This is a genomic window from Hymenobacter fodinae (genome assembly GCF_004745825.1).
GTDB lineage: Bacteria > Bacteroidota > Bacteroidia > Cytophagales > Hymenobacteraceae > Hymenobacter > Hymenobacter fodinae.
The window spans coordinates 857,428-878,572 of sequence record NZ_SRLA01000003.1 but is presented as its reverse complement, the minus strand read 5'-3'; the positions used below and the strand labels follow the sequence as shown (position 1 = coordinate 878,572).

17 protein-coding genes are annotated in these 21,145 nt (G+C 58.9%); 4 read left to right on the top strand and 13 right to left on the bottom strand.

The genetic code is table 11. The annotated features are described in order from the left end of the window. Nucleotides 1-36: 36 nt before the first annotated feature. The 8 genes from EU556_RS17535 to EU556_RS17500 all read right to left on the bottom strand — a co-directional run bounded on the left by EU556_RS17535 (nucleotide 37) and on the right by EU556_RS17500 (nucleotide 9,188). Nucleotides 37-1,239, bottom strand: a complete 1,203-nt coding sequence (locus EU556_RS17535; protein WP_167855619.1) for a phosphotransferase family protein — start codon at nucleotides 1,237-1,239, stop codon at nucleotides 37-39. 40 nt (nucleotides 1,240-1,279) lie between these two features. Next, on the bottom strand, nucleotides 1,280-2,533 hold the full coding sequence (locus tag EU556_RS17530; RefSeq protein ID WP_135435412.1) for a DUF3419 family protein: 1,254 nt from the start codon (nucleotides 2,531-2,533) through the stop codon (nucleotides 1,280-1,282). After that, the gene (locus EU556_RS17525) at nucleotides 2,490-3,941 is read right to left on the bottom strand and encodes an AMP-binding protein (protein WP_135435411.1); all 1,452 of its coding nucleotides are present in this window, start codon (nucleotides 3,939-3,941) and stop codon (nucleotides 2,490-2,492) included. The genes EU556_RS17530 and EU556_RS17525 overlap by 44 nt, the downstream gene beginning before the upstream one ends. A 238-nt stretch (nucleotides 3,942-4,179) precedes the next feature. Beyond that, on the bottom strand, nucleotides 4,180-4,782 hold the full coding sequence (locus EU556_RS17520; RefSeq protein WP_135435410.1) for a hypothetical protein: 603 nt from the start codon (nucleotides 4,780-4,782) through the stop codon (nucleotides 4,180-4,182). 144 nt (nucleotides 4,783-4,926) lie between these two features. After that, nucleotides 4,927-6,591: a M28 family peptidase gene (locus EU556_RS17515; RefSeq protein ID WP_135435409.1), complete on the bottom strand. Its 1,665-nt coding sequence runs from the start codon at nucleotides 6,589-6,591 to the stop codon at nucleotides 4,927-4,929. A 146-nt stretch (nucleotides 6,592-6,737) separates the two neighbouring features. Next, nucleotides 6,738-7,100, bottom strand: coding sequence for a hypothetical protein (locus EU556_RS17510; RefSeq protein WP_135435408.1), 363 nt, complete (start codon nucleotides 7,098-7,100; stop codon nucleotides 6,738-6,740). 42 nt (nucleotides 7,101-7,142) lie between these two features. Next, nucleotides 7,143-8,450 (bottom strand): PAS domain-containing protein, encoded by a 1,308-nt coding sequence (locus tag EU556_RS17505; protein ID WP_167855617.1) that lies wholly within the window; start codon nucleotides 8,448-8,450, stop codon nucleotides 7,143-7,145. Between the two features lie 258 nt (nucleotides 8,451-8,708). Continuing rightward, on the bottom strand, nucleotides 8,709-9,188 hold the full coding sequence (locus EU556_RS17500; protein ID WP_317128720.1) for a GNAT family N-acetyltransferase: 480 nt from the start codon (nucleotides 9,186-9,188) through the stop codon (nucleotides 8,709-8,711). Between the two features lie 215 nt (nucleotides 9,189-9,403). Between EU556_RS17500 and EU556_RS17495 the strand changes: the two genes are divergently transcribed. Together EU556_RS17495 and EU556_RS17490 are read left to right on the top strand one after the other, a co-directional pair. After that, on the top strand, nucleotides 9,404-10,384 hold the full coding sequence (locus EU556_RS17495; protein WP_135435406.1) for an aldo/keto reductase: 981 nt from the start codon (nucleotides 9,404-9,406) through the stop codon (nucleotides 10,382-10,384). A gap of 356 nt (nucleotides 10,385-10,740) precedes the next feature. Further along, entirely contained in the window at nucleotides 10,741-11,280 is a 540-nt protein-coding gene (locus EU556_RS17490; RefSeq protein ID WP_167855616.1) for a DUF4136 domain-containing protein, read from the top strand. A gap of 105 nt (nucleotides 11,281-11,385) precedes the next feature. On the opposite strand, the gene EU556_RS17485 is transcribed toward EU556_RS17490, so the two are convergent. Further along, entirely contained in the window at nucleotides 11,386-14,679 is a 3,294-nt protein-coding gene (locus EU556_RS17485; protein WP_135435404.1) for a cellulose binding domain-containing protein, read from the bottom strand. A gap of 540 nt (nucleotides 14,680-15,219) precedes the next feature. On the opposite strand from EU556_RS17485, the gene EU556_RS17480 reads away from it, so the two are divergent. After that, a complete protein-coding gene (locus EU556_RS17480) occupies nucleotides 15,220-16,338 on the top strand; it encodes a glycoside hydrolase family 43 protein (protein WP_135435403.1) in 1,119 nt (372 codons plus the stop codon). Between the two features lie 280 nt (nucleotides 16,339-16,618). Here EU556_RS17480 and EU556_RS17475 read toward each other — a convergent pair whose 3' ends face one another. The 4 genes from EU556_RS17475 to EU556_RS17460 form a co-directional block, all read right to left on the bottom strand. Further along, on the bottom strand, nucleotides 16,619-17,821 hold the full coding sequence (locus tag EU556_RS17475; RefSeq protein WP_135435402.1) for a Gfo/Idh/MocA family protein: 1,203 nt from the start codon (nucleotides 17,819-17,821) through the stop codon (nucleotides 16,619-16,621). Between the two features lie 103 nt (nucleotides 17,822-17,924). Next, complete coding sequence (locus EU556_RS17470) at nucleotides 17,925-18,302, bottom strand: hypothetical protein (RefSeq protein WP_135435401.1); 378 nt, start codon at nucleotides 18,300-18,302, stop codon at nucleotides 17,925-17,927. A 73-nt stretch (nucleotides 18,303-18,375) separates the two neighbouring features. After that, entirely contained in the window at nucleotides 18,376-19,473 is a 1,098-nt protein-coding gene (locus EU556_RS17465; RefSeq protein WP_135435400.1) for an SDR family oxidoreductase, read from the bottom strand. 277 nt (nucleotides 19,474-19,750) lie between these two features. Beyond that, nucleotides 19,751-20,572: an aldo/keto reductase gene (locus tag EU556_RS17460; protein ID WP_135435399.1), complete on the bottom strand. Its 822-nt coding sequence runs from the start codon at nucleotides 20,570-20,572 to the stop codon at nucleotides 19,751-19,753. Nucleotides 20,573-20,843: 271 nt separating this feature from the next. Here EU556_RS17460 and EU556_RS17455 point away from each other — a divergent pair, with 271 nt between their 5' ends. After that, complete coding sequence (locus EU556_RS17455) at nucleotides 20,844-21,035, top strand: hypothetical protein (RefSeq protein ID WP_135435398.1); 192 nt, start codon at nucleotides 20,844-20,846, stop codon at nucleotides 21,033-21,035. The last annotated feature ends 110 nt before the right edge of the window (nucleotides 21,036-21,145 follow it).

Sequence of the window (21,145 nt, the reverse complement as noted above, 5' to 3'; positions counted from 1 at the left end):
CGCTCTTCATTCATTCGTAGGCCAGTACCGGCGGCGTTATTGCGCCAACACCTGCTCCGGTACTGCTACCCGTTGGGGTAGAAACTCCTCTATGGTGTCAAAAAAGCTGTGTACCACGCGGGGCAGGAAGGGGTAGGGGCTCACGGCGTGGGCCATCAGGTACATGCCCAATCGGTGCAGACCAAAATGCAACGCCGCCACCCCAAACGTGTGCCGGAACGCCGCGGCATCGGGGTAGGAGCCAGTAAGCCGGTGAAGCTGCTGGCGGTAGTGCTCCAGGTAGGTAGCGCGCAGGTGGTAGCGGTCGGTATCCAGCACAAAGCAAAGCAGCTCGGCAACGTCGTAGTGGGGCACGTGGTAAGTAGCCAGCTCCCAGTCATAGGCGCAAAACTGCAATTCCCCGGCCGCGCTGCGGCGGAAGCAGGTATTGCGTGGGTTCAGGTCGTTGTGAATGAGGGTTTGTGGCTCAGCCGCCAGGGCAGCATTGTGCAGGGGCAAGGCTGCCAGGGCCTGGCGCAGGTGGCCTACGCGCGCTGGCGAGTAGAGGCTAGGAAAGTGTCTAGCGGCGCTGCAAAGCAACCCCTCCCACAAGGGTACGTGCTCTAGCATGTACTCTGGGCCGGCGCACTCGCCGCCGGGCAGTGCGGGCAGCCGGGGGGCCGCATGCAGGTGGTTGGCGTGCCAGGCCGCCAGCTGCGTCAGGGCCGTACGCATGTGGGCATCGGTCCAGCGTTCGGGTTGCATCACCGAGTCCAGGAGCTCCACTTCCTCCAGGTATTCCATCAGCACCACGTACACGCCATGTTCTTCATCGGCGTGCAGCCCCCAGATTTTGGGTAGTAACGGGTGGCCGACGTGCTGCTCGTATACGGCTAGCTCCCGGCCGTGCGTGTGGGCAAAGCCCGTCCGGCTCACGTAGGCAGGGTACACCGAGGCCAGCGGCTCGCCGGTCGCCTGGGCCAGACTGGCCAGCATGGCGGCCACCTCGGCACCGGGTGGTTTGAGCTTCAGCACTAGGCGGCGGGTTTCGGCTAGGCCACCCGCCCGCCAGGTTACCTCCACCCCAAAGTGGCCTACAGCCCGGCCCGCGTGTCCCGCCGTGAGTACCGCCAAAATGCTGGCCGAGTTATCTACCGGAAACGGACGGACGTGCTCCACCTGCAAATCGGTGGGGGCGCCGGGGTGGGCGCGCAACAGGCTTTCCAAAAAGGCAGGCGAGGCATAGTGAGCGGGATGCATGGCTGAGAAGGAAAAGAAAGGTGAAGACCAACTGTTGCTGTCAAGACCGATGGTAGGCCACGGGCAGGCGCACTTCGGCCGACGCGGGCACCAGCTCCGAGTCGTATACCCGCACGCTGCGGAAGTAGAAGCAGCCATCCGTAGCCGTAAGTGCCTGCGATAGGTGGTGGTCGAGGGGCAGGGCCAGGTTTGCTTCTCCTTGGGGCTGCAGCAGGTTCCAGAACACCAACCGCAACTGCCGCTCCGGGCTGGGCAGCAGCGCCGCCATCACTCGCCGAAATTCGGCAGCACTCACGTACTCGAAGATATTGGAGAGACTGGCTTTGGTGATGTGCCGCCCAGCTGGCGAAAGTAGGAAGTCACTGGCCTCGCCCTGGCGGATTTGCAGGCTCGGCAGCCGCTCGCGCAGCGTGGCAAAGTGCTCGGTCTGGTAGCACGGGGGCAGCAGCGACTCGGGCATATACGCGGGCCCGAAAAAGAAGAAGCGCAGGAAAAAGTTGTCGCTGGCCAGCTGGGTGCGGAGCTGCTGCCGAAGCCGGGCGTAAAACGCTGCCCCACCCGACTCGGGAGCGTGGCGGAACAGATGCGGGTCGCGGCCTTTGCTGAGGTTAGCCGCGTCGAAGTATTGGATAAACTGCTCCTGAAACGCGGTGCCGTGCAGTTCCCGCTCAAAAAACGCCGCCTGTTCGGGGATGGTAGCGAAAGTGAACAAACCATGCAGGGCGGCCTGAGTAATTAGCGGCAGGCTGGGCAGAAAGTCGGCGAGGTAGGTTTCCAGGCGTCCGGCCGTCAGCAAGCCGCCGGGGTGGCTTCTGAAGAACGGTTGCCAATACTGCCGTAGCGCGCAGGGCATGGCGGGCGCAATGGCTGCCCAAGCCGCCGTTACTTCTGCCGGCCCCCTCAGGCCCAACAGGGCCTGAAACACCTCCGCCGTATGATACCTGATCAGGTAGCACTTGAAGGAGAGCAGGTGGTTCTGCACTGGGTTTAGGTCGAGGGCCGTGACGCGCCGCGGGCCCTGAAGCAGGGCGTTCAACGCATTGCAGCCCGCCGAGGTAATAATGAGTACTTCATCCGCGGAAGTCAGCTCCAGGGCTTGGTACAAGGTGCGGCTATCTTCCCACACCAGAGAGTAGCGCACTCGGTCGAGGGCAACGTTGTAGAACTCGGAGTTCATGGCGGTAAGCAGTATCGAGAGCAGGTGAAAGGAAGAGGCGGAGAACAGATGCCAGGTTGCAATGCCGCGGTGGCTAGGCCAGTTGGGAATAGAGAATTTTGGAATGATGGCGCCCATCTACCGGCAGCTCCGCCCGAAACTGAAATACAACGGGTGGGGCCGGAGAGAAATACTGACCTAGCGCGGCGCGCAGGGCAGGCTCCAGGCTGGGGGAGCCTTGCACGTACACTGCAAAGCCCGCTGCCTGGGGCACGGCCGCCACCCGCTCCGCACCGGGCACGGTACTCAGGGCGTGTTCCAGCTGGTAATGCTGCAGCCCGGCCACAATGGCTTCGTTGCCCTTGCGGCCCGTGAGCACTAACTGCTGCTGCGCGTCGAGGTAGCCAAAGTCGCCGGTTAGAAACCACTCTTGGCCGGGCACCGCCACGTGCGGGCCGCGCACCGCCAGCTCGCCCACCGCTACCCACTGGCCCGCGGGCGTTTGCACCTGGCCTAGCGGGCGTAGCTCCCAGGTTAGCTCCGGCCGAAGCGGGCCCACGCAGTAGCCAGACGCGGGTGAGGGCGCCGGCGAGGCACCTGCCTCCCGGATGGCAAGCGGCTCGGCCTCAGAAGAGCCATAAATAACAAAGCGTTGAGCCCTCGGGAAGAAGGGTTGCAAGGCCGTCAGCACCGCCTCGGGCACCGGCGAGCCACCAATGCCCAGGGCCACTACCGCCGGAAAAACGGCGGGGTGCTGCGCCAAATGCTCCAGCAAGCGGCGGAAGTAGAACACGTTGCCGGTGAGTGTGTGCACCTGGCCCGTTCTCAGTTGCGCCACCACGGCCTCGGCGGCCAATTGGCGCACATCCAGCGCGGGCACGGCTGGTAGCACGCTGGTTACGCCCGCCGCCAAGTTGTGCAGCAACACGTTGGGAAACAGCGGAAAATCGTGCTGATTAGGAAGGGGCGGGAAGGCAGCCTTTAGGGCGAGGTGTTGGGCCGTGAGTACAGCGTGGGTACGCACCACCCTTTTGGGCCGCCCGCCCGTTGAGCCCGAGCTATGCGAAACCAAAGCGGGCTGGTGAGCCGGCACCGGGCAGGGGCGCGGGCCAGTTGCCGAACTTGGGCTATCGGTTTTTGATACCACCAAATGCAGACCGTTGAGCCGGGCCAGCAGCCGCACCCCAATCGACACCGCCTCGCTCACCAGCACCACCCGAATGCCCTGCTCTTGGGCCAGCTTGCGCAAACTTGTAGTTGTGCTGCCCGCCAGCGGCAGCACGGGCACGGCCCCCATAGCCAGCAGACCCAATAGGCCACTCAGTAGGGCCGGCCCTACTGGCAGTGCTAGCAGCACCCGTTGGCCGGGTTGCACGCCGTAGTGGCCTAGCCGCGTGCTCACGGCCCCGATCCGGGCTAGCAGACGCTGGCCCGTATCCGGGGCTGGCGCTGGCTGGCCGGGTAGCGCGGGCCAGTGCACCCACACCCGCTCGGCGGGGTGGGAGGTGAGGGTGGCATGAATCAGCTCGTAGAAATTGGCAGACATGGCAGTGGAACCAGGGTACCGAGCGGGAGAGAAGGCCGGGGGAAGAAGCCGCCGGAGAGGTGCTTCAAATGGAGCGTAGTTCTGGCCGCTTTCAAAACCACAAGCGTACTTATTCAGACTTTTCAGCGCACATGCTGGCACGCAAAAAGTGGCCTAGACAAACCTGTGGGTACAAAAAAAGTCCCGACAGACGTACGCTGTCGGGACTTTTCAAAGGTGGTGTGTTACTACTTCGTACTTAGGGACGCTCTACTTCCAGAATCTCCTCTTTCGTGAGCATAATCTTCAGGTCGTAGCGCGTGAGCTCCACGGGCTCGGCGGCGTAATTTTCGGGCTTGTTGAGCTTGGCTACCTCCGCCTGGCTTTCCATTTCATAGTTATTGGGCAGCAGCTTCACGCTGTTGCCGGTCACGTCCTGCACCTTTAGCAGCGAGTAGTGGCCGTTCTCCGTCCGAATGTGGTATAAGTCGCCGGGGTGCGGAGCCTGAATGAAAGTTTGCGTGTTTTTTTGATTTTGGCTGTGCACAACAAGTCCCCACACCACGGCCAAGGCCAACACAATAAGGCCACTGAAGTGCCACACTGGCGCTTTTACGCGCTGCTTAACCTCGCGCACGGTTTGCTTCAGAGCCGGGTCCATTTCCTTGTCCTGCACTACCAGCCGGCAATGGCCGCATTCCACTATGCCGGTCTTGCCGAATGGAAAGAGCGGAATCCAGTAGATGTGCGCGTAGCGCCCAAACACACTTACTCGGCGGCTGTCGGGGGTGGCGCAGGAGGGGCAGGTGCCCGGTACGGGCTCCGTGATAAGATGGGAGGCGCGGTGGCCGTAAATAATCATAGCAGTGCTGAGAAGCAGCTTAGCAGTGAGCAGGAAACCCTAGAACCTATTTGCAGGCAGTGGCCTAGGGCTGGTGTAATATGTTACGTGCATAATATTCGGGGTTTTCAGCCAAAATACCACGCCTCCGTCCTGAAAAGTGGCCTAGGGTCGTTGAGCAAACCGCTGCCCGAAAAAGTCGCCGGCGTTCCAGGTGGGGCGCTGCGGCTCTTGGGCCACCAGGTAGCCAATCAGGAAGTTCAGCTGCACATACTTCCGGCCGGCCTCGAAGTCGAAGGTGCCGTTGATGTCGTCCTGGGGCTTGTGGTAGGTAACGGCGCGCCACTTCTGCACTTGCTCGCTGAGGTTGTTCTTCCCATCGGCGGTGCGGTTGCCGTACTTGATGTGTAGGGCCGGAATGCCTTGCGCCACGAAGCTGTACTGGTCGGAGCGGATGAAGCGGTTTTGATCGGGCTCGGGGTCGGCTTCTACCGTCAGGCCCAAGTATTGAGCAGCATCAGCTACAGGTTGGCTCAGGCTGGAGTGCTGCGCCCCGAGTGGCACTACGGAAAGCAGCGGGGCAATAATGGTAGGCATATCGGTATTCACATCAGCCACAATGGCCGACTTGGGTACCGTGGGTCGGGCGGCGAAATACGCCGAGCCCAGTAGGCCTAGCTCTTCCCCCGTCTGGAGTACAAACAGAATGCTGCGCTTAGGCTTCTCCTTGAGTTGAGAATACAAGCGGGCAATTTCTAGTACCGAAGCCACACCCGAGGCATTGTCGTGCGCCCCATTGTAAATGGAGTCGCCTTGCACGGGGGCCCCCACGCCCAAGTGGTCGAGGTGGGCCGAGTGCACCACGTACTCGTCGCGCAGTGTTGGGTCGGAGCCCTGCAGTTTGCCTACTACATTGTAGCTCTCGAAATCCTGATACGCCGATTGCCAGGTAGCGACCAACGTGCCGCGCAAGGCGACGGGCGCGGGTTTGCCCTGCCGCAGATTGCCAAGCACCTGCGCCGTATCGGAAGCGGCGTTGCGCAACAAGGCCTGCAGACCAGCCGCCGACAGCGTGCCCGTGAGGGTAATGCCCGAACCGCTAATAAAACCCCGGGCCGCGGCTACCTTGCCGTCGGCGCCCAGCACACTAGTGGTAGACAGGGGGCGGGCCAAAGCCGCGGCAGCGGCCGCAGGAGCGGGTTTGGGAGAAGCAAACAGCACGCCCACAGCTCCGCGCTGAGCCGCCGTTTGCACAAGCAAGGTTTGGTCTTGGCTGGCGGCAGCTACGGTGCTGGGAAAGCGGCGGGGTGCTCCGCGCACAATCACCACCACTTTGCCTTTCACGTCGAGGCCCTGGTAATCGTCGTAGCCCTGGTCGGGGGCAGAGATGCCGTACCCGGCAAAAGCCAGTTCAGTAGGGGCTACCCTCACCTCGGGTTGCTCGGGGTGGGGGTATAAGTGCACTTCAGTAGGAGTCAGGGCCACGTTGCCACTGCTGGCCGGCTGATAGGTGATGGTAGCGCCCGGCCGCACGGTAGACCGGCGCAGGCGCACACGTTGCGTAAAGCTGCCCTCTTCGCCCGCAGGCTGCACGCCAAAGCTTTTGAGTTGACCAGTTACATAGTCGACGGCCATCTGATAGCCTGGAGTGCCAGGTTTGCGACCCAGCAGCCGGTCGTCGGCCAGGTACTGAATGTGGGCTTTAATAGCGGTGGGTTTAACTTTCGTGAGGGCCTTAGCCACTCGCTTCGGAACCGGGGCAGCCGGTTGAGCAAGGGCTGCGCAGCACAGTGGCATGCCGGCCACCAGGAGGAGGAAGAATTGTTTCATCGCCCCAAAATACGCAATCAACTCACTCGTGGCAGGTACAGCGGCTCTGATAGGGGCTGGCAACAAACAAAAGCCCCCACCGGCTACCTGCGTAGCGGGCGGGGGCATAGGATGCAGGCGCGGGGCGCGCCCTCTCGGGCGTAAGGTTAGGGCTGGAGCAAGGCCGATTCCTCTACTTGCTTCAGCAACGACTCAATCTGAGCGGCGTGCATATCGATGCGCTCTAGGCCTAAGCGAGCTTCTTCCAGCTTGCCGTTTTGGTGTTGTTGCACTAAAGAGCGGGCGGTATCCAGCATTCTGGAAAGCTCATTTTCCAGGAAAAGCACCGCCGAAACGCCCCCATAACGCGGCTTCACAATAGCGTATAGCCACTCGCCCAGCGGATTCTGCCGCAGAGAGAACAGCGTTTCATCGGGCTCCCGCACGCCATATAGCACCGAGCGAAGCCGCGACTTAAACAGGACCAGCTTAATTCGGGCCTGCTGAAAATCTAGATTGGTTATCTCCATGCGCAGCAGGATAGTAGCCCGAAAGCAGGGTGGGAAACTTCCTTATTGAACATCAGAGTTGCGGTTTTCAAGGGCCTGACGAGCCAGCACTAAATCGGTGACATCGAAGGCAAATACCGTAATGCCGGCTTTCTGGTCGCCTTCGGTAAAGAGCTGATAGGTGAAGTTGAGGTAGCTGCGCTGCAGCTGGCCGCTGCCATCCCGGTCGAGCATGATTTCGTGTTCTTTGCCAATAAACGTTTCGCCGGTGTTGTATACCTTATCCAGCAGAGTGATAAAGCCTTGGTCCACCACTTCGGGCAGGGCTTCGGCCACCGTTTTGCCCATTAGCTCACGGTGCGGGAAAAGCTTCTGATACTCGGGGTTAACGAATTCAAATCGGTGCTCAGAACCACGTAGAATGCAGATCAGGGCGGGCGTCTGCATAAACAGGTTATAGAACGTAGAGCGCTGCTGCTCTGCTAACTGCAGGGCTTGGTAGGCCTGGTCGGAAAGAATAGCCTGTTGCTCATTGGTTTCCAGCAGCTCTTCTACCATCTGTTTCTGGTCGTGGATATCGGTGCCGCCGCCAACCCACATCAGAATTTGCCCGTCGGCATCTAAGTGGGGCAGGCCATGCATCAGCACCCAGCGGTACTGGCCATCGGCGCGGCGCAGGCGGTACTCTACCTGGTAGGGCTGACCGGTAGTTACGGAGTGGTGCCATATGTCCTGAACCCGGGCGTGGTCGTCGGGGTGCAGGGCAGCCATCCAGTTGCTGCCAACTTGCTCTTCGAGAGGCCGGCCAGTGAACTGCAGCCAACGTGTGTTAAAATAGTCCCGCTGGCCGTTAGGGTCGGCCGTCCAGACCAGAATCGGCACCGACTCTAGGGCGAAGCGCATGCGCTCCTGGCTCTTGGCCAGTTCCCGCTGGGCCTGCTCAGCCTGCAAACGGGCCCGGTATTGCTCCGTAACGTCTTGGGTACGCTGCAAAATGAACTGTAGCTCACCCTGCTCATTCAGAATAGGGTAGTGCGTGGCCTCCCAATACAGCTCCTCTAGGCCACCACCCAACTCGGCGGGGCGCTCCAGGTCATACCGAATCAGAGGCATGGTGTGGGGCTCCAGGTGTCGGCGTACGTGCTCGTGCGACTCCCGAATAACGGCCGCCGACTGCTCATCAGTGGGAGGGTAGGCCTCGAAAAAAGGTTTACCCACGGCTTCCTCCCGGCTTTTCAACGACACGGCCACGTGGCTGTCGGTGTTGTCGAGGATAGTGGCTTCGGGGTTAGGCGCAATGAGCAGAAAGTTTTCTGGCAGCGAATGAAACAAGTGCTGATAGTCAACTGGAAACGCAGACGACGTGGACATATTTGGAAAGGAAGGCATAGGAATATAGAGGTGGGGCTAGGCCTGCCTGAGAGCAGAGCAGTAAGAAACGCGAGCCACAGCGGCTTACGTAAAAAGCTGCAGTAACAGCTTGAACTAACGCAATCCGCGTAGCCCAAGTCGACAAAAGTCAGCAAAAAGGATTAACTATTTGTCGGATAATAGTTGAGCTTAGGCTACTGCTGGATGAATACCCGATTTGCCCCGCTGAGCATGGATGCAGAGCCGCACTACTACCCGCTACCGCCGGATCATGTGGATGTGCGGGATACCGTCTTCGAGGTAGCCCTCCCCGTGTTGCTGAAAGCCGAAGCTTTCGTAAAATTCTTTCAGGTAAAGCTGGGCCCCAATTTGAATGGGCTGAGAGCCGAATAAGGCATCTATGGCCGCAATGGACTGGCGCAGCAGCTCACGGCCTAAGCCGTAGCGCCGCGCACTGGGGCTAACCACTACCCGCCCGATACTAGCTTCGGGGTAGCTGATACCGGCTGCAAACAAGCGGGTGTAGGCCAGTAGCTCACCCGCCTCGGAGTGGCCTAGCAAGTGGTAGGCCATCTGGTCCTGCCCATCAATGTCCTGAAAAGCGCAGGTTTGCTCCACCACAAATACTTCGGAGCGCAGCTGAAGCAGCGCATAAAGCTCTGTAAGCGTGAGGGCGGCAAAGGGCTTAGTAGTCCAGGTGAGGGTCATGAAGCGCAAAAACAGAAAGAGGGGGAGCAACGGGAATGCAAAAGTAGGCCCTACTAGGCCAGTAATAGCCATGTGCGCTAGGAAAATGATGCCGGAACGCGCACGAGGTAGGGAGGACTGAATGCCAAAATGTTAGCCGGCAATACTCAGGAATAATTTCGGCCTGCCCGCCGCAATGGCGTATAACCTTAACACTCTAGTCGGCGCTACGTGCCGCTAGCTTCACCAACCCTACGCAAATCACCATGGACTATATCCGCTTGGGGGCCACCGGCCTCAAGGTTTCTAAAATATGCCTGGGCACCATGACCTACGGCACGCCCACCGACCGCTGGCCCTGGGCCCTAAACGAGGAGCAGAGCCGCCCCTTCCTGCAAAAAGCCCTGGAACTCGGCATTAACTTCTTTGATACGGCCGATGTGTACTCTAATGGCGCCAGCGAGGAAGTGGTGGGCCGCGCCCTGCGCGACTTTGCCAAGCGTGACGAGATAGTACTGGCCACCAAAGTATATAACCCCATGGGGCCAGGGCCTAACCAGCGGGGCCTCTCGCGCAAGCACATCATGAGCGCTATTGACGCCAGCCTAAAGCGGTTGGGTACTGACTACGTAGACCTCTACCAGATTCATCGGTGGGATTATGATACGCCCATTGAAGAAACTCTGGAGGCGCTGCATGATGTGGTGAAGGCCGGTAAGGCCCGCTACATCGGGGCTAGCAGCATGTACGCCTGGCAATTTGCCCAGGCCCTGTACCTCGCCGACAAGCACAACTGGACGCGCTTCGTGAGCATGCAGCCGCACTACAACTTGGTGTACCGGGAGGAGGAACGCGAGATGCTGCCCTTGTGCCAGGACCAAAACATTGGCGTCATTCCTTGGTCGCCGTTGGCGCGGGGGCTGCTCACGGGCAAGCGCAGCAAGGAGCGCAACGAAACCGAGCGCGCCCGCACCGATGCCTTTGGCAAAAGCCTCTATGGCCGCGATGATGACTTTGCCGTGGCCGACCGCGTAACCGAAATTGCCGAAGCCCACGGCCTCCCCAACGCCCAGATTGCCCTGGCCTGGATGCTGTCGAAGCCAGTTATTACGGCTCCCATTGTGGGAGCCAGCAAGCCCGGCCACCTCGAAGATGCCGTGGCGGCATTGGAGGTAAAGCTCTCGGGTGAAGAAATCAAGCGGCTAGAAGAGCTTTATCAGCCCCACCCGGTGCTCGGCTTCTCCTAAGCCAATACACTCAGGAGAACGGTTGCGCCTGGAACTAGCACCGGCGCTGCCGGTAATGAAGTATGTCATCTTGAGCCAAACAAAGGGCCTTATCACGCTACAACAGGCCTAGCGCCGCGTGCTGGCATAGAAAGGCCCATTGCTTTGGCTCAGGATGAAGTGCCAAGTTGGGCAACTAAGGCCCTAGGCCACTATCCAAATCATCTGTACGAGTGGCCTAGGGCAGCCAAGCAGAACACTAGATGCGGGTACGTAAACGCCTCACCCAAAGCATGGACCACCCGCGGCCGAATTGCGTAAGCAGTAGAGCGCATTGCCAAGACAAGCGCTTTATTTCCACTCTAGTGCTTTATCTGATGAAACCTCACTTGCTTTGGCTGGCCCTTTTGCTGGGGGGCTGCGCGGCGGAACAAGCGCCACGCGCTCAACTCACGCCCGGTGTCAACTTCTCGGCCTACAAGACCTATAATTTCATGGACGTGAAGGCCCGCACAGAAGGCACCACGCCTACCTACATTACCGGCGTGCCCGAAATCAAGCAAGCCATCACGCAGGAGCTGGAGCGCCGCGGCTACCGACAGTCAGATACTCCCGATTTGTGGGTAAACATTGGCGTCGTAACCCAAAACAAAGTGCAAACCCGCGAAACCAACATCCGAGATGCCCCCCGCTACATTGGGCAGCGCAATTACCACTGGCAGAGTGAGCAAGTGGTAGTAAACCGCTACTCAGAGGGCACGGCCTCCATTGAGCTGGTAGATGCTGCCCGCAACGAGCGGGTGTGGGAAGGTACGCTCACCAGCATCATTTCCCCCAACTCCGATAAGCGCGCCAAACGAATTGATAAAGCCACGGCGGAGCTTTTTGCCTCTTACCCAGTGCCCGCGCAGCTGTGAAGGCAATAGTGCAGTCGGTTACGAATGCCGGCAGTTAAATGTGCTCTAAACAGAAAAAGGCCCCAGGATTTCCTGGGGCCTTTTTGATGGGCTTAGCTACAGCACCTATTTGGTTAACACGAGGTGTTGCGTTATGCTCTTGCCTTGGCTGATCAGACGGCACGTGTACAGACCTGCGGGCAGGTTGGTACCGTTGAGCGTCTGCTCTACTACCTGGCCGGCGGTGGCAGTTCCCTCATAGAGGGTAGCCACTACTTGGCCTAGGCTGTTGTACACGCGCACCTGCACGGGGCCGGTTTGCGCAGCCAGGAAGCGAACCTTCGCGGTGCTCGTGAAGGGGTTGGGGTAAGCCTCTACTTGGCCAATGGCGGCCAGGCTAGCCGCAGCTGGGCTCGCGCTGCCGGAGGTATTAGCTAGGCGCTGGGCAGTGCTGTTGCCCGGCTCAGTGCCGTATACTAACTGTCCCTTTACGTACACCGTTACTTTGGGCTGCTCAGCCAGCGGGCCGGCCGGACGATATGAGTAGTCCCCGCTCTGGTCGTAGGCCACTCCATATACTTGATAGAAGGAAAGCTGAACCACGCCTGTGTTGGTGCTGGGCTGCAACAGGCCTAGGCTAGGCGAGAAGCCGAGCTGCACGTAGGCCTGCTGACCTTGCTGGCCGCGCGTGAGCAGTACCTTCTCGCTGCCAATAGTGGCGTAAGACACAGAGTACTCGCGCTGAGAAACCTGGTTGGGCTGCACCCAGTAGCGGATGGTCACGTCTTCGTAAGGCACCGGCGAGTTGCCCAGGTTGCCGAGCTGCAGCAACACGCTGCCCGCGGGCGTAACGGTAGCACCCCGGTTCTCGGAGTAGGCCACTAGGCGCGTGGTAGCGGCTACAGCGGCTGGCTCAACGCCACTGATGAGTGCGCCATTGCGGTACGCCGTGATGCGCGTAGTGGGTGCATAGTCGCTATTTGCAGCGTAGGAATAGTCATTGGTTTCGTCGAAGTTCTTCCACAGCTGGTCGTTGATGTTGCTGAAGATCGGACCAGAGGAGCCGCCAGCCGGCAAGCTACCTGCGCCGGGCAGGAAGGAATACTCCACGTAGCCGAAGGCACCTTCGCGGGGAGTGGGCAACGCCACGTAGCGCATGCTCACAAACTGGGTACCGAGCTTGGCCCAGTTCACGTTGGTGGTCAGCTGCGAGTAATTTTCGGGCGTCAGCCAGTAGCGCAACGTCAGCTCCTGGTACGGAATGGCGGTGGTACCACTGTTGACAACCTGCAGATTCGGACGTATTACGCTATTGGCGGGTTGACCTAGGTCACCGTTTTGGTACAGCACCTGCACTAGCGGCGTGCAGGTATTATCAGCCAGTACTTCAACCGTCACGGTTTCAGAAACTGAGTTGCCAGCTTTGTCGGTAACGGTTAGGGTTACTTTGTTGGGGCCCACGTTGGCGCAGGTGAAGGTGCTGGGGCTGATGGTCATGGAGGCAATACCGCAGTTATCGGTGCTGCCATAATCCACGTCCTCGGCGTAGATGGTACGCTTCCCATTCTCCAGCTTGGTCACGAAGCCAGATGCCAGAATTTTGGGTGGGGTCACGTCGGCTACGCAGGGGCTGGCCACGGCCGACACGGCCTGCTCGGCTTGCACAAAGCCATAGCCCGTGCGGAAATCGTAGCCCGTATCAAATACTCCCACCGTGAAGGGGTCGTCCATGTCTTGGGTGGTGCTGGTCAGCGCATCTTTCACCTGCTGAGGCGTGAGCGTGTTGCCTGCGGCCTGCTGCATAAGCGCGGCAACGGCTGCTACGTGCGGCGCGGCGGCTGAGGTACCGAAGAAGTTCGGGAAGGCATCGGGGTCCAGGGAGGTATCGGAGCCGAAGAAGGTGTTGTTGCCCCCATCAGGACCTACTACCGACGGATTACGGCGCACCTTGCTGGGGTCGATACCCGTGTTCACGCCAGAGGTGGTAAAGAACACCGGCGTGCCACCCAAAGACGAGAATGACTCAATTACCGGCCGGGTAATGTTGGTGTTGAACTGCGGAGTGTTGTACCAAGGGGAAGCTCCTACCGAGATGGTTTTCGCGGCGTTGTTGTGGCCTACAACCGTTGAGCCGGTGGTGTTGTACTCCACAATAGTAGAGTTACCAAACTCAATGTATTTCAGTAATTCTGGGTCGGGGCCAGCTACTTTCGTGATGGCTATTTCAATGGTAGCCGATCCGGCCGGGGAAGCATTGAGGGCTAGATACTCGAAGGGGTCGGCCCCGATGTTGTTAGCTCTTGAGGAGAAGGCCAGAGCACCGTTGAAGAACACTAGCACGTCTAGGTCGGTGCGGGCACCGGTGCCACCGCTCACGGAGAAGAACGGATCGGCCCACTGCAACGCCAACCGGAGCTGACCGCCCGCCGGAATGGTAATGGTCTGCCGAATGTCGCCGCCACCAAAGTCGTGCGCGACGCCGTAGTTAACTCCCCCAATAGTAATGGACTGCCCAGAGTTGCGGAAGCCCGACTGGTACGAGCGGCGGGCCGAGTTACCGGCCGCGCTGAAGTAGGACACGTTCCGATCTACTACTTTATCTACAGCCTGCGCGATGATGCCGTCCTGGAAAAAGGGCTCGGCAAAGTAGTACACGTCATCCACGATGATGTTACACCCTTTATCGGCCAGGCGCAAAATGCCATTGGCAAATGAGGCTTGTCCCAGGAACGCCGTGTTGAAGGCGATTTTGGCGCCGGGAGCTACATCGTGCACAATCTCTGCCATGGCCCGACCCTCGTCGCTGTAGCCAGCACCTGTATCTTCCAGTACTTCTACGTCATTGGGTAGGTCGCCGGAGGCTACGCCAGCGGCCGGACCGCCGGGGATAGAGCCGTAGCTGTCGGAGAGTACGCCCACTTTAGAGCCTGCCCCCGTTACGGCCGACTTGGTGCGCACCTTATCGGCCCCCAGCGATACGTCGCCTTGCGACGTTACGGCGCCTATGTTGTGCATGGGCTGGTACGAGGGAACAGCGTAGCGCAGCTGCCCAACTGTCTCCAGCTCATCAATTTTACCGATAGGGAAGAGGCCGGATACCATCCGCCCAAACGAAGCGCCGTTCTTGAGGCCTAGCTGTTGCAGTTGGCGCAGCAATGCCTGCCCATCGGCATCGTTGGAAACAGCCTCGATAACAACATAATTGCCTTTAACCTGCAGAACATCAGCCTTCTGAAGGCCGCCAACGGCAGATGTACGAGAGGCCGTGGTGGATTTGTTGGCGAGTTCTCGTAGCTCAGAAGAGGCCTTAAACTTCTGGGCCGTGGCCTTGCTGGTCTGAGCAGAGCCAGTGGTGATGACGCCAAACAGCAAGCCTGTACAGGCGGCTAGTCTGCCTACGCGCAGTAATGTTTTCTTCATAAAGGGTAGTGGATAAAAAGATGAAAGATTGACGATGCAATGTATAAGTATATTGATATATAATATAATTTCCTTGATAAGTGAAATTGATCTGGAATAATCATATCCGGTTCATTATCAACAGGATCATCACACGGCCAGTAGGTTGAGAGCAATTAGGTAGGCCACACTGCAGAGGACAACAGACACAGGGTACATATGCCACGCAACGCCGTGTGCTGGCTGAAGCTTAACGCAGTATGTTAGAGGGTCTGAGATGGTGTAATTCCACAGGTCTCTAGTGAGGTAATAGAAAATGGTATGAGGGCAGATTTAACGGAAGGCAGTTGAGCTGACAGGACAAAAATTTGGGTATTTACGAGTGTATAGCTATCGGTAACGTTTCCGGTTATCTATCACAAACGATTAGATAGTTTATCTGCGCTTCCGGCGTTTTCCGGCTTAATTGGCGGCAATTGAAGGTTTCTATATTTGATGGTATCAGTGCAAGCTGATGAGTACGATCCTGCTCTTTCCATCATTCGTTCTTTTCACCCTTCTATGTCCCATTTCCTGAAGCCGGCCCTTCCCGCCTTGGCCGCGCTGTCTCTGCTGAACGCCTGTCAAAGCAACACCTCCTCCAGCGAAACCGCGGCCAGCGGCACCGCCGCCGACACCAGCGCTACCGCTGCTTCCGCCACCGGCGGGCAGAAGTTTCTGGCCAAGCCGCTGATCAAGGAAATCTACACCGCCGACCCCTCGGCCCACGTGTTCAACGGCAAGATTTATATCTACCCTTCGCACGACATTGAGACGGGAATGCCGGAGAACGACAACGGCGACCATTTCGCCATGCGCGACTACCACATCCTGTCCATGGATAGCATCAACGGCAAGGTGACTGACCACGGGGTTGCGCTGGATGTGAAGGATGTGCCGTGGGCTGGCCGCCAGATGTGGGCACCAGATGCCGCATTTAAAAATGGCACCTATTACTTGTACTTCCCTGTAAAGGACAAGCAGGACATATTCCGGATTGGCGTGGCCACCAGCAAGTCGCCAACCGGTCCGTTCAAGGCTGAGCCCAAGCCGATTGAGGGCAGCCTCAGCATTGACCCCGCCGTGTTCACTGACACCGACGGCAAAACGTACATGTACATGGGGGGCATCTGGGGCGGCCAGCTTCAGCGCTGGCGCTCCGGCAAGTACGACGCCAGCGACCCGAAAATGCAGGAGCCGGGCCCCAAAGAAAAGGCGCTTGGACCTAAAATGGCCCGCCTCAGCTCGGATATGCTGAGCTTCGCGGAGCCAGTGAAGGAAATCCAGATTCTAGGCCAGGATGGCAAGCCTTTCCTGTCGGGCGACAACACGCACCGCTTCTTCGAGGGCGGCTGGATGCACAAGTACAACGGCAAGTACTATTTCTCGTACTCTACCGGCGACACGCACCTGCTGGTGTACGCCACCGGCGACTCGCCCTACGGCCCCTTCACCTATCAGGGCGTGCTCATGAACCCAGTACAAGGCTGGACGACCCACCACTCCATCATCGAGAAAGACGGCAAGTGGTACCTCTTCTACCACGACACGGAGCTCTCCAACAAAACCTGGCTCCGCAACGTGAAAGTGACGGAGCTGAAGCGCAAGCCCGACGGCGGTTTCGAAACCCTCAACCCCTAAGTGGCCTAGCGTAAAAACCAACAAGCCCGGATCTGCAGTGCAGGTCCGGGCTTGTTGGTTTTGGTGTGGTTTAGAGTGGTATTGATGGGAGAGCTCCTCGTGCTGAGCATGTGGCGCATCAAGCCAGTGATTAGAGCATCTCTACCGCTTCGTTCTAGGCCAGTTAAATAGCCAGAGGTAGAGATGCTTCGACATGCTCAGCATGACGGGCTTTCGGTTGATATGGAAATGGCTGTGGCTCCGTAGCAGAATGCAATTCAGGTACTACCCTCACACTGGCCTAGCGGCTGTTAGTTTTGTCGAGTACTTGCTGGATGTCTTTGGTAGATACCTTCTGGCCAGTTTCGGCGGCGCGGTAAATGGCTTGCAGAATCTGCACATCGCGGAGGCCCATCTCGCCGGGTACGCGGGTGGGCTTGTTGTTCAATATGCAGTCGGCGAAGTCGTCCATTTGGCGGGCTTGCTGGGGCACGTTGGGTAGGTTCATTGGGCCTTTGCTGGTGCGGCCATCAATACCACCGTACCCGAAGGCAGGCTGCAGCTCCAGGAAGCCTTTGCTGGATTCGGCCCGCAGGAGGCTATTCATGTTCTCGGCGTAGCTGGTGCGGCAGTTGGCCACGGCACCATCGGCAAACTGCATCTGCCAGTTCACGCCGGCTTCCACCTCCTTAAACAGGCCCTTGGGGTCAGGGTTTGGCGCTAGTTTGGCTGTGACGGAGACGGGCAGTTGGCCTTTGGTATAAATCACGCCCTGCACGCTGTAAATACCCATATCCATGAGCGGTCCGCCACCGGCCAATTCTTTGTCGACGCGCCAGGGTGTATCGTTGCCAAAGCGGAAGCCATTATCGGATGTAAGCTTGGTGATAGGTCCGTAGGCCTGTTGTTGGCCTAGGCGCATCATCTCCTGGTGGTGGGGCTCGAAGTGCAGACGGTAGCCGATGCTGAATTTCTTGCCAGCTTTCTGCATGGCCGAAATCATGCGGCGGCACTCCTCGGCGGTGGGGGCCATGGGCTTCTCGCAGATGACGTGCTTGCCCGCCCGGGCGGCCCGCTCCACGTACTCGGCGTGCAGGCCTACGGGAAGTACTACGTAGATGATGTCGATGTCAGGATTGTCGACGATGCGGTCGAAGGTCTTATAATCGTAGACGTTCTTGTCGGGGATGTTGTACTGCTTTTTCCACTGCGCGGCTTTGTTGGGCGTGCCCGTTACAATGCCCGCCAGCTTGCAGAGCTTGGTTTGCTGCAGGGCCGGGGCCAGTTGGCCGGTGCTATACTTGCCTAGGCCTACCAGCGCCACGCCCAGCTGCTTGCCACTCTGCAGCGCATCGAGGCTAGCGGGCCCATAGCTGATTTCTTCCAGCCACGACAACGGCCCCCCAATAGCCGAGGTGCCGACCAGAGTAGCGCCGAGGCCTAGGGATAAAGTCCGCATAAACTCCCGGCGGGAGGCGGCGGAAAACTGGTCAAGAGATTTCATAGCGCACAGGTTAGTTTCCCCATGCGTACCGCGCTCATGGGCCGTAGGTTACGTAGGGGCCATTCATCCAGCATCAAACACCCTGAAAAATGCCTTGCAACTGCTACCGATTGGTGGAGCGCGAGGAGTGAGGGGTGCTGAGCCCGTTTAGTAGAACCGGTAGTATCCCCAGGCCTAGCACCACTTGCCGGTGCCGCCACGGAATACCCGGCACCAAGCTGCTGACCGCAAGAAATACTGGGGCCCCGACCAGCCCAATACGGATGTGCGTGCGGAAGCTGAAGATAGGGAAGGGACCGGGCGGAGGAAAGTTAGTGAGGGCCGCCGTGGTGCCTTCCAGTAGCCCGTTGGCCGCAATCAGGGTGGCGGCTTTCCGGTTGCGGCGCCACATCCAGGCGGCCAGCCCAAGGATAGCCGGAAAGGCCCCCGCGTCGAAATACGCGTGGGCCTTAGGCGAAATAATGTGAGGGAAGTGCAGCATATGGTGCCTAGAAACTAGCAGGTTATGCGGCTCAGGTGATTAGGAAGTTAACTGGTGTAGAAGGGACAGTGGCCTAGACCTGAGCAACAACGGGTTCATCTACTTCACTGTTGGTAATGTCGGGGCTAGCAGCGGTAGTGTCAGCACTAATAGCGCTGCTGGCGCTGCGTGATCTGGTAAGCAGCCAGGCGGCAGTGCTTAGGCCGGCTACTGCGGCAGCGGCCAGCAGCGGGTGCTTTTCAGCTTTTACATACAGGCTGCGGGAGCGGAACCAGCCCTCGTGCGACCCACGCTCATGCAGGCCATAACCGGCTTTGTACAAGGCACTGGTTTCGGCATTGCGTGAGGGGCGTTTAGGGTCTAGCTGCGTCGGGTAAATCAGGGCCTCCATTACTTTATCCATAATGCGCGGGGCCAGATGACCGGCCAGCGTGAGGGCCTTGGCCTGGAAACCCACGTACATGTCGCGCTTAGGGTGGGCAGCGGCAAATAGGATGGCCTCCGCAACGGCTTCGGGTGGGTATACCATGCCGCGGTGGGCTACCTGCTGCTCAAAATAGCTCTGGGCGTGCTCGTTGTAGGGCGTATCAATGCGGCCGGGGTGAATGAGCGTGACGGAAACCGGCGCCTTTTCCACTTCCAGCTCCATGCGGAGGGCGTTCGTCCAGCCATGCAGGGCGTGTTTGGAAGCGCAGTAGGTGGACTGTACCGGCGTGGCCCGGTCGCCGAAAAAGCTGCCGATGTTGATGAGGGCACCGGGCTCCCGGCGCTGCTTGTAGTGCTGCACCGCCAGCCGAGAACCGTATACGGTACCCCAGAAGTTGGTAGCAAACATGCGCTCCATGTCAGGAATGCTTACCTCGTCGCAGTGGCCGAAGATGGATACGCCCGCATTGTTAACCCACGTATCAAAGCCTCCGAACGCAGCCTGGGCGGCAGCGGCCAGCCGCATCATCTCCTCACTGCCCACATCGGTAGGGACGGCCAGCGCCTGTCCGCCTTGGCTGTTAATCTCGTGTGCCAGCTGGCGCAGGGCATCGGCGTTGCGGGCGGCCAGCACCACTCGGGCACCCTTTTTCGCGGCCATGCGCGCCGTTACCAAACCAATACCGCTGGAAGCGCCCGTAATAACGATAGTCTGCTGGTGAAGCGGTTTGAGTTTGAGGTTCATGCTGTTCATAGCCACAGAAAGAAAGCGCCAACAAAAGATAGGGGTGTAGGTGCGGCTTCAACTAGAAGCCTAGAGCTCAGGCTGGCCTTCCCACAAAGCCGTCATCACCACCCAAAGCCGCAACCTACGAGATAGGCAGTACGGCCTCATCAACAGGCTGTTATAGTCGAGTGGAATAAAAAAGTGGCTCAAGCTGCACGCTAGGCCACTTTTACCACAGTCCTGGGCAAGCTGCTTTCAAGGCAGACAGAGCAGATATAATGCTTTTGTCAGGTTGCTATAAAGCCCGCACGTAGGCGGCCATTTTCTCGCGGGTAGCTTCGTCGGGCAGTGGGCCTTGGGCAGCGCGCAGATTGTCTTGGAGGTGCTCCGGGTTGCTGGTGCCAGGTATCACGCACGTAACGGCAGGATGGGAGAGGATGAATTTCAGCAGGAACTGCGCCCAGCTGGTGATGCCCCACTCCGCGGCCCAGCCAGGCAGCGCCTCCCGACGTACGCGGGCCAGCAGGTTGCCCTCACTGAAGGGCCGGTTGATGAGCGTGGCCAACCCCCGGTCGGCAGCGGCTGGGAGCAGGCGTTGTTCGGCGTGGCTGTCGAGGATGGAGTAGTTGAACTGCACGAAATCAACGGGCTCTTGGGAGAACACGCGCTCCAGTTGCTCGTGCATGCCGTCGGTGTAGTGCGTGATGCCCAAGTACCGGACCCGGCCTGCCTCCTGCCACTCCCGCAGGGTACGCAGGTGGGTTTGCCAGTCGACGAGGTTGTGAATCTGCATCAGATCCAGAGAGGTGCGGCGCATCTTACGCAAAGAATCCTCCATCTGCCGGATGCCGGCCTCGCGGCCCTGGGTCCAGACCTTGGTGGCGTAGAAGAAAGCGTTGCGGCTATCCATTTCGCCCGTAAGGTCGCCCACTACTTCCTCGGCTCGGCCATACATGGGCGAAGAATCAATGACGCTGCCGCCGGCAGCGTGCAGTACCTCCAGGGTTTGCTGCAGGGGTGGGTACGCTGCTTTGCCGCGTACATCAAAAGTCTGCCAAGTGCCCAGCCCAATGGCAGGCAAAGGTTGTTGGCTGGAAGGAATCAGGCGGGTGAGCATAGTGGAGAAGTTGAGTGGTTACGGTATTGCCCTAGGCCACTGCTGGGCACTACGGCCGGCGTAACCGGAGTGGGATTATACCGGGAAATAGGCCTAGGGGCCATCTATTGGGGGCAGAATACGTACTAAGACTACTGTTCAACTACTCACTCAACCATCCATGCGTTACAAAAAGAAAAAGCGTAACACCAACACGTGGGTTGGCGCTTCTCTAGCTGTGTTAGCAGCCGGAGCGGTATTGAGTTACATCCAAAAAACCTGGCCTTTCAACATGAGCAACAAACCCGCAGGAGACCAGTCGGGCTCCGATAACTCGAAAAACACGTCTGGCCAAGCCGGACAAGGTGGCGCCCAGCCACAGGTAGATGTAGAGCTGACCAACGAAGTAGCCGAAGCAACTCAATCGAGCCCGAGCACTGAAGGCGACTTCACCAACGAAGGCGCTACCGGCAACAACGACTAAGCCACGGGCTGATAAAACCATAAAGGCCGTCATGCTACGCTTTTCGAAGCATGACGGCCTTTTTTCTGGTTGATTTCTCCGTGACGGTTTATCAAAAGCTGCCCTTCCAA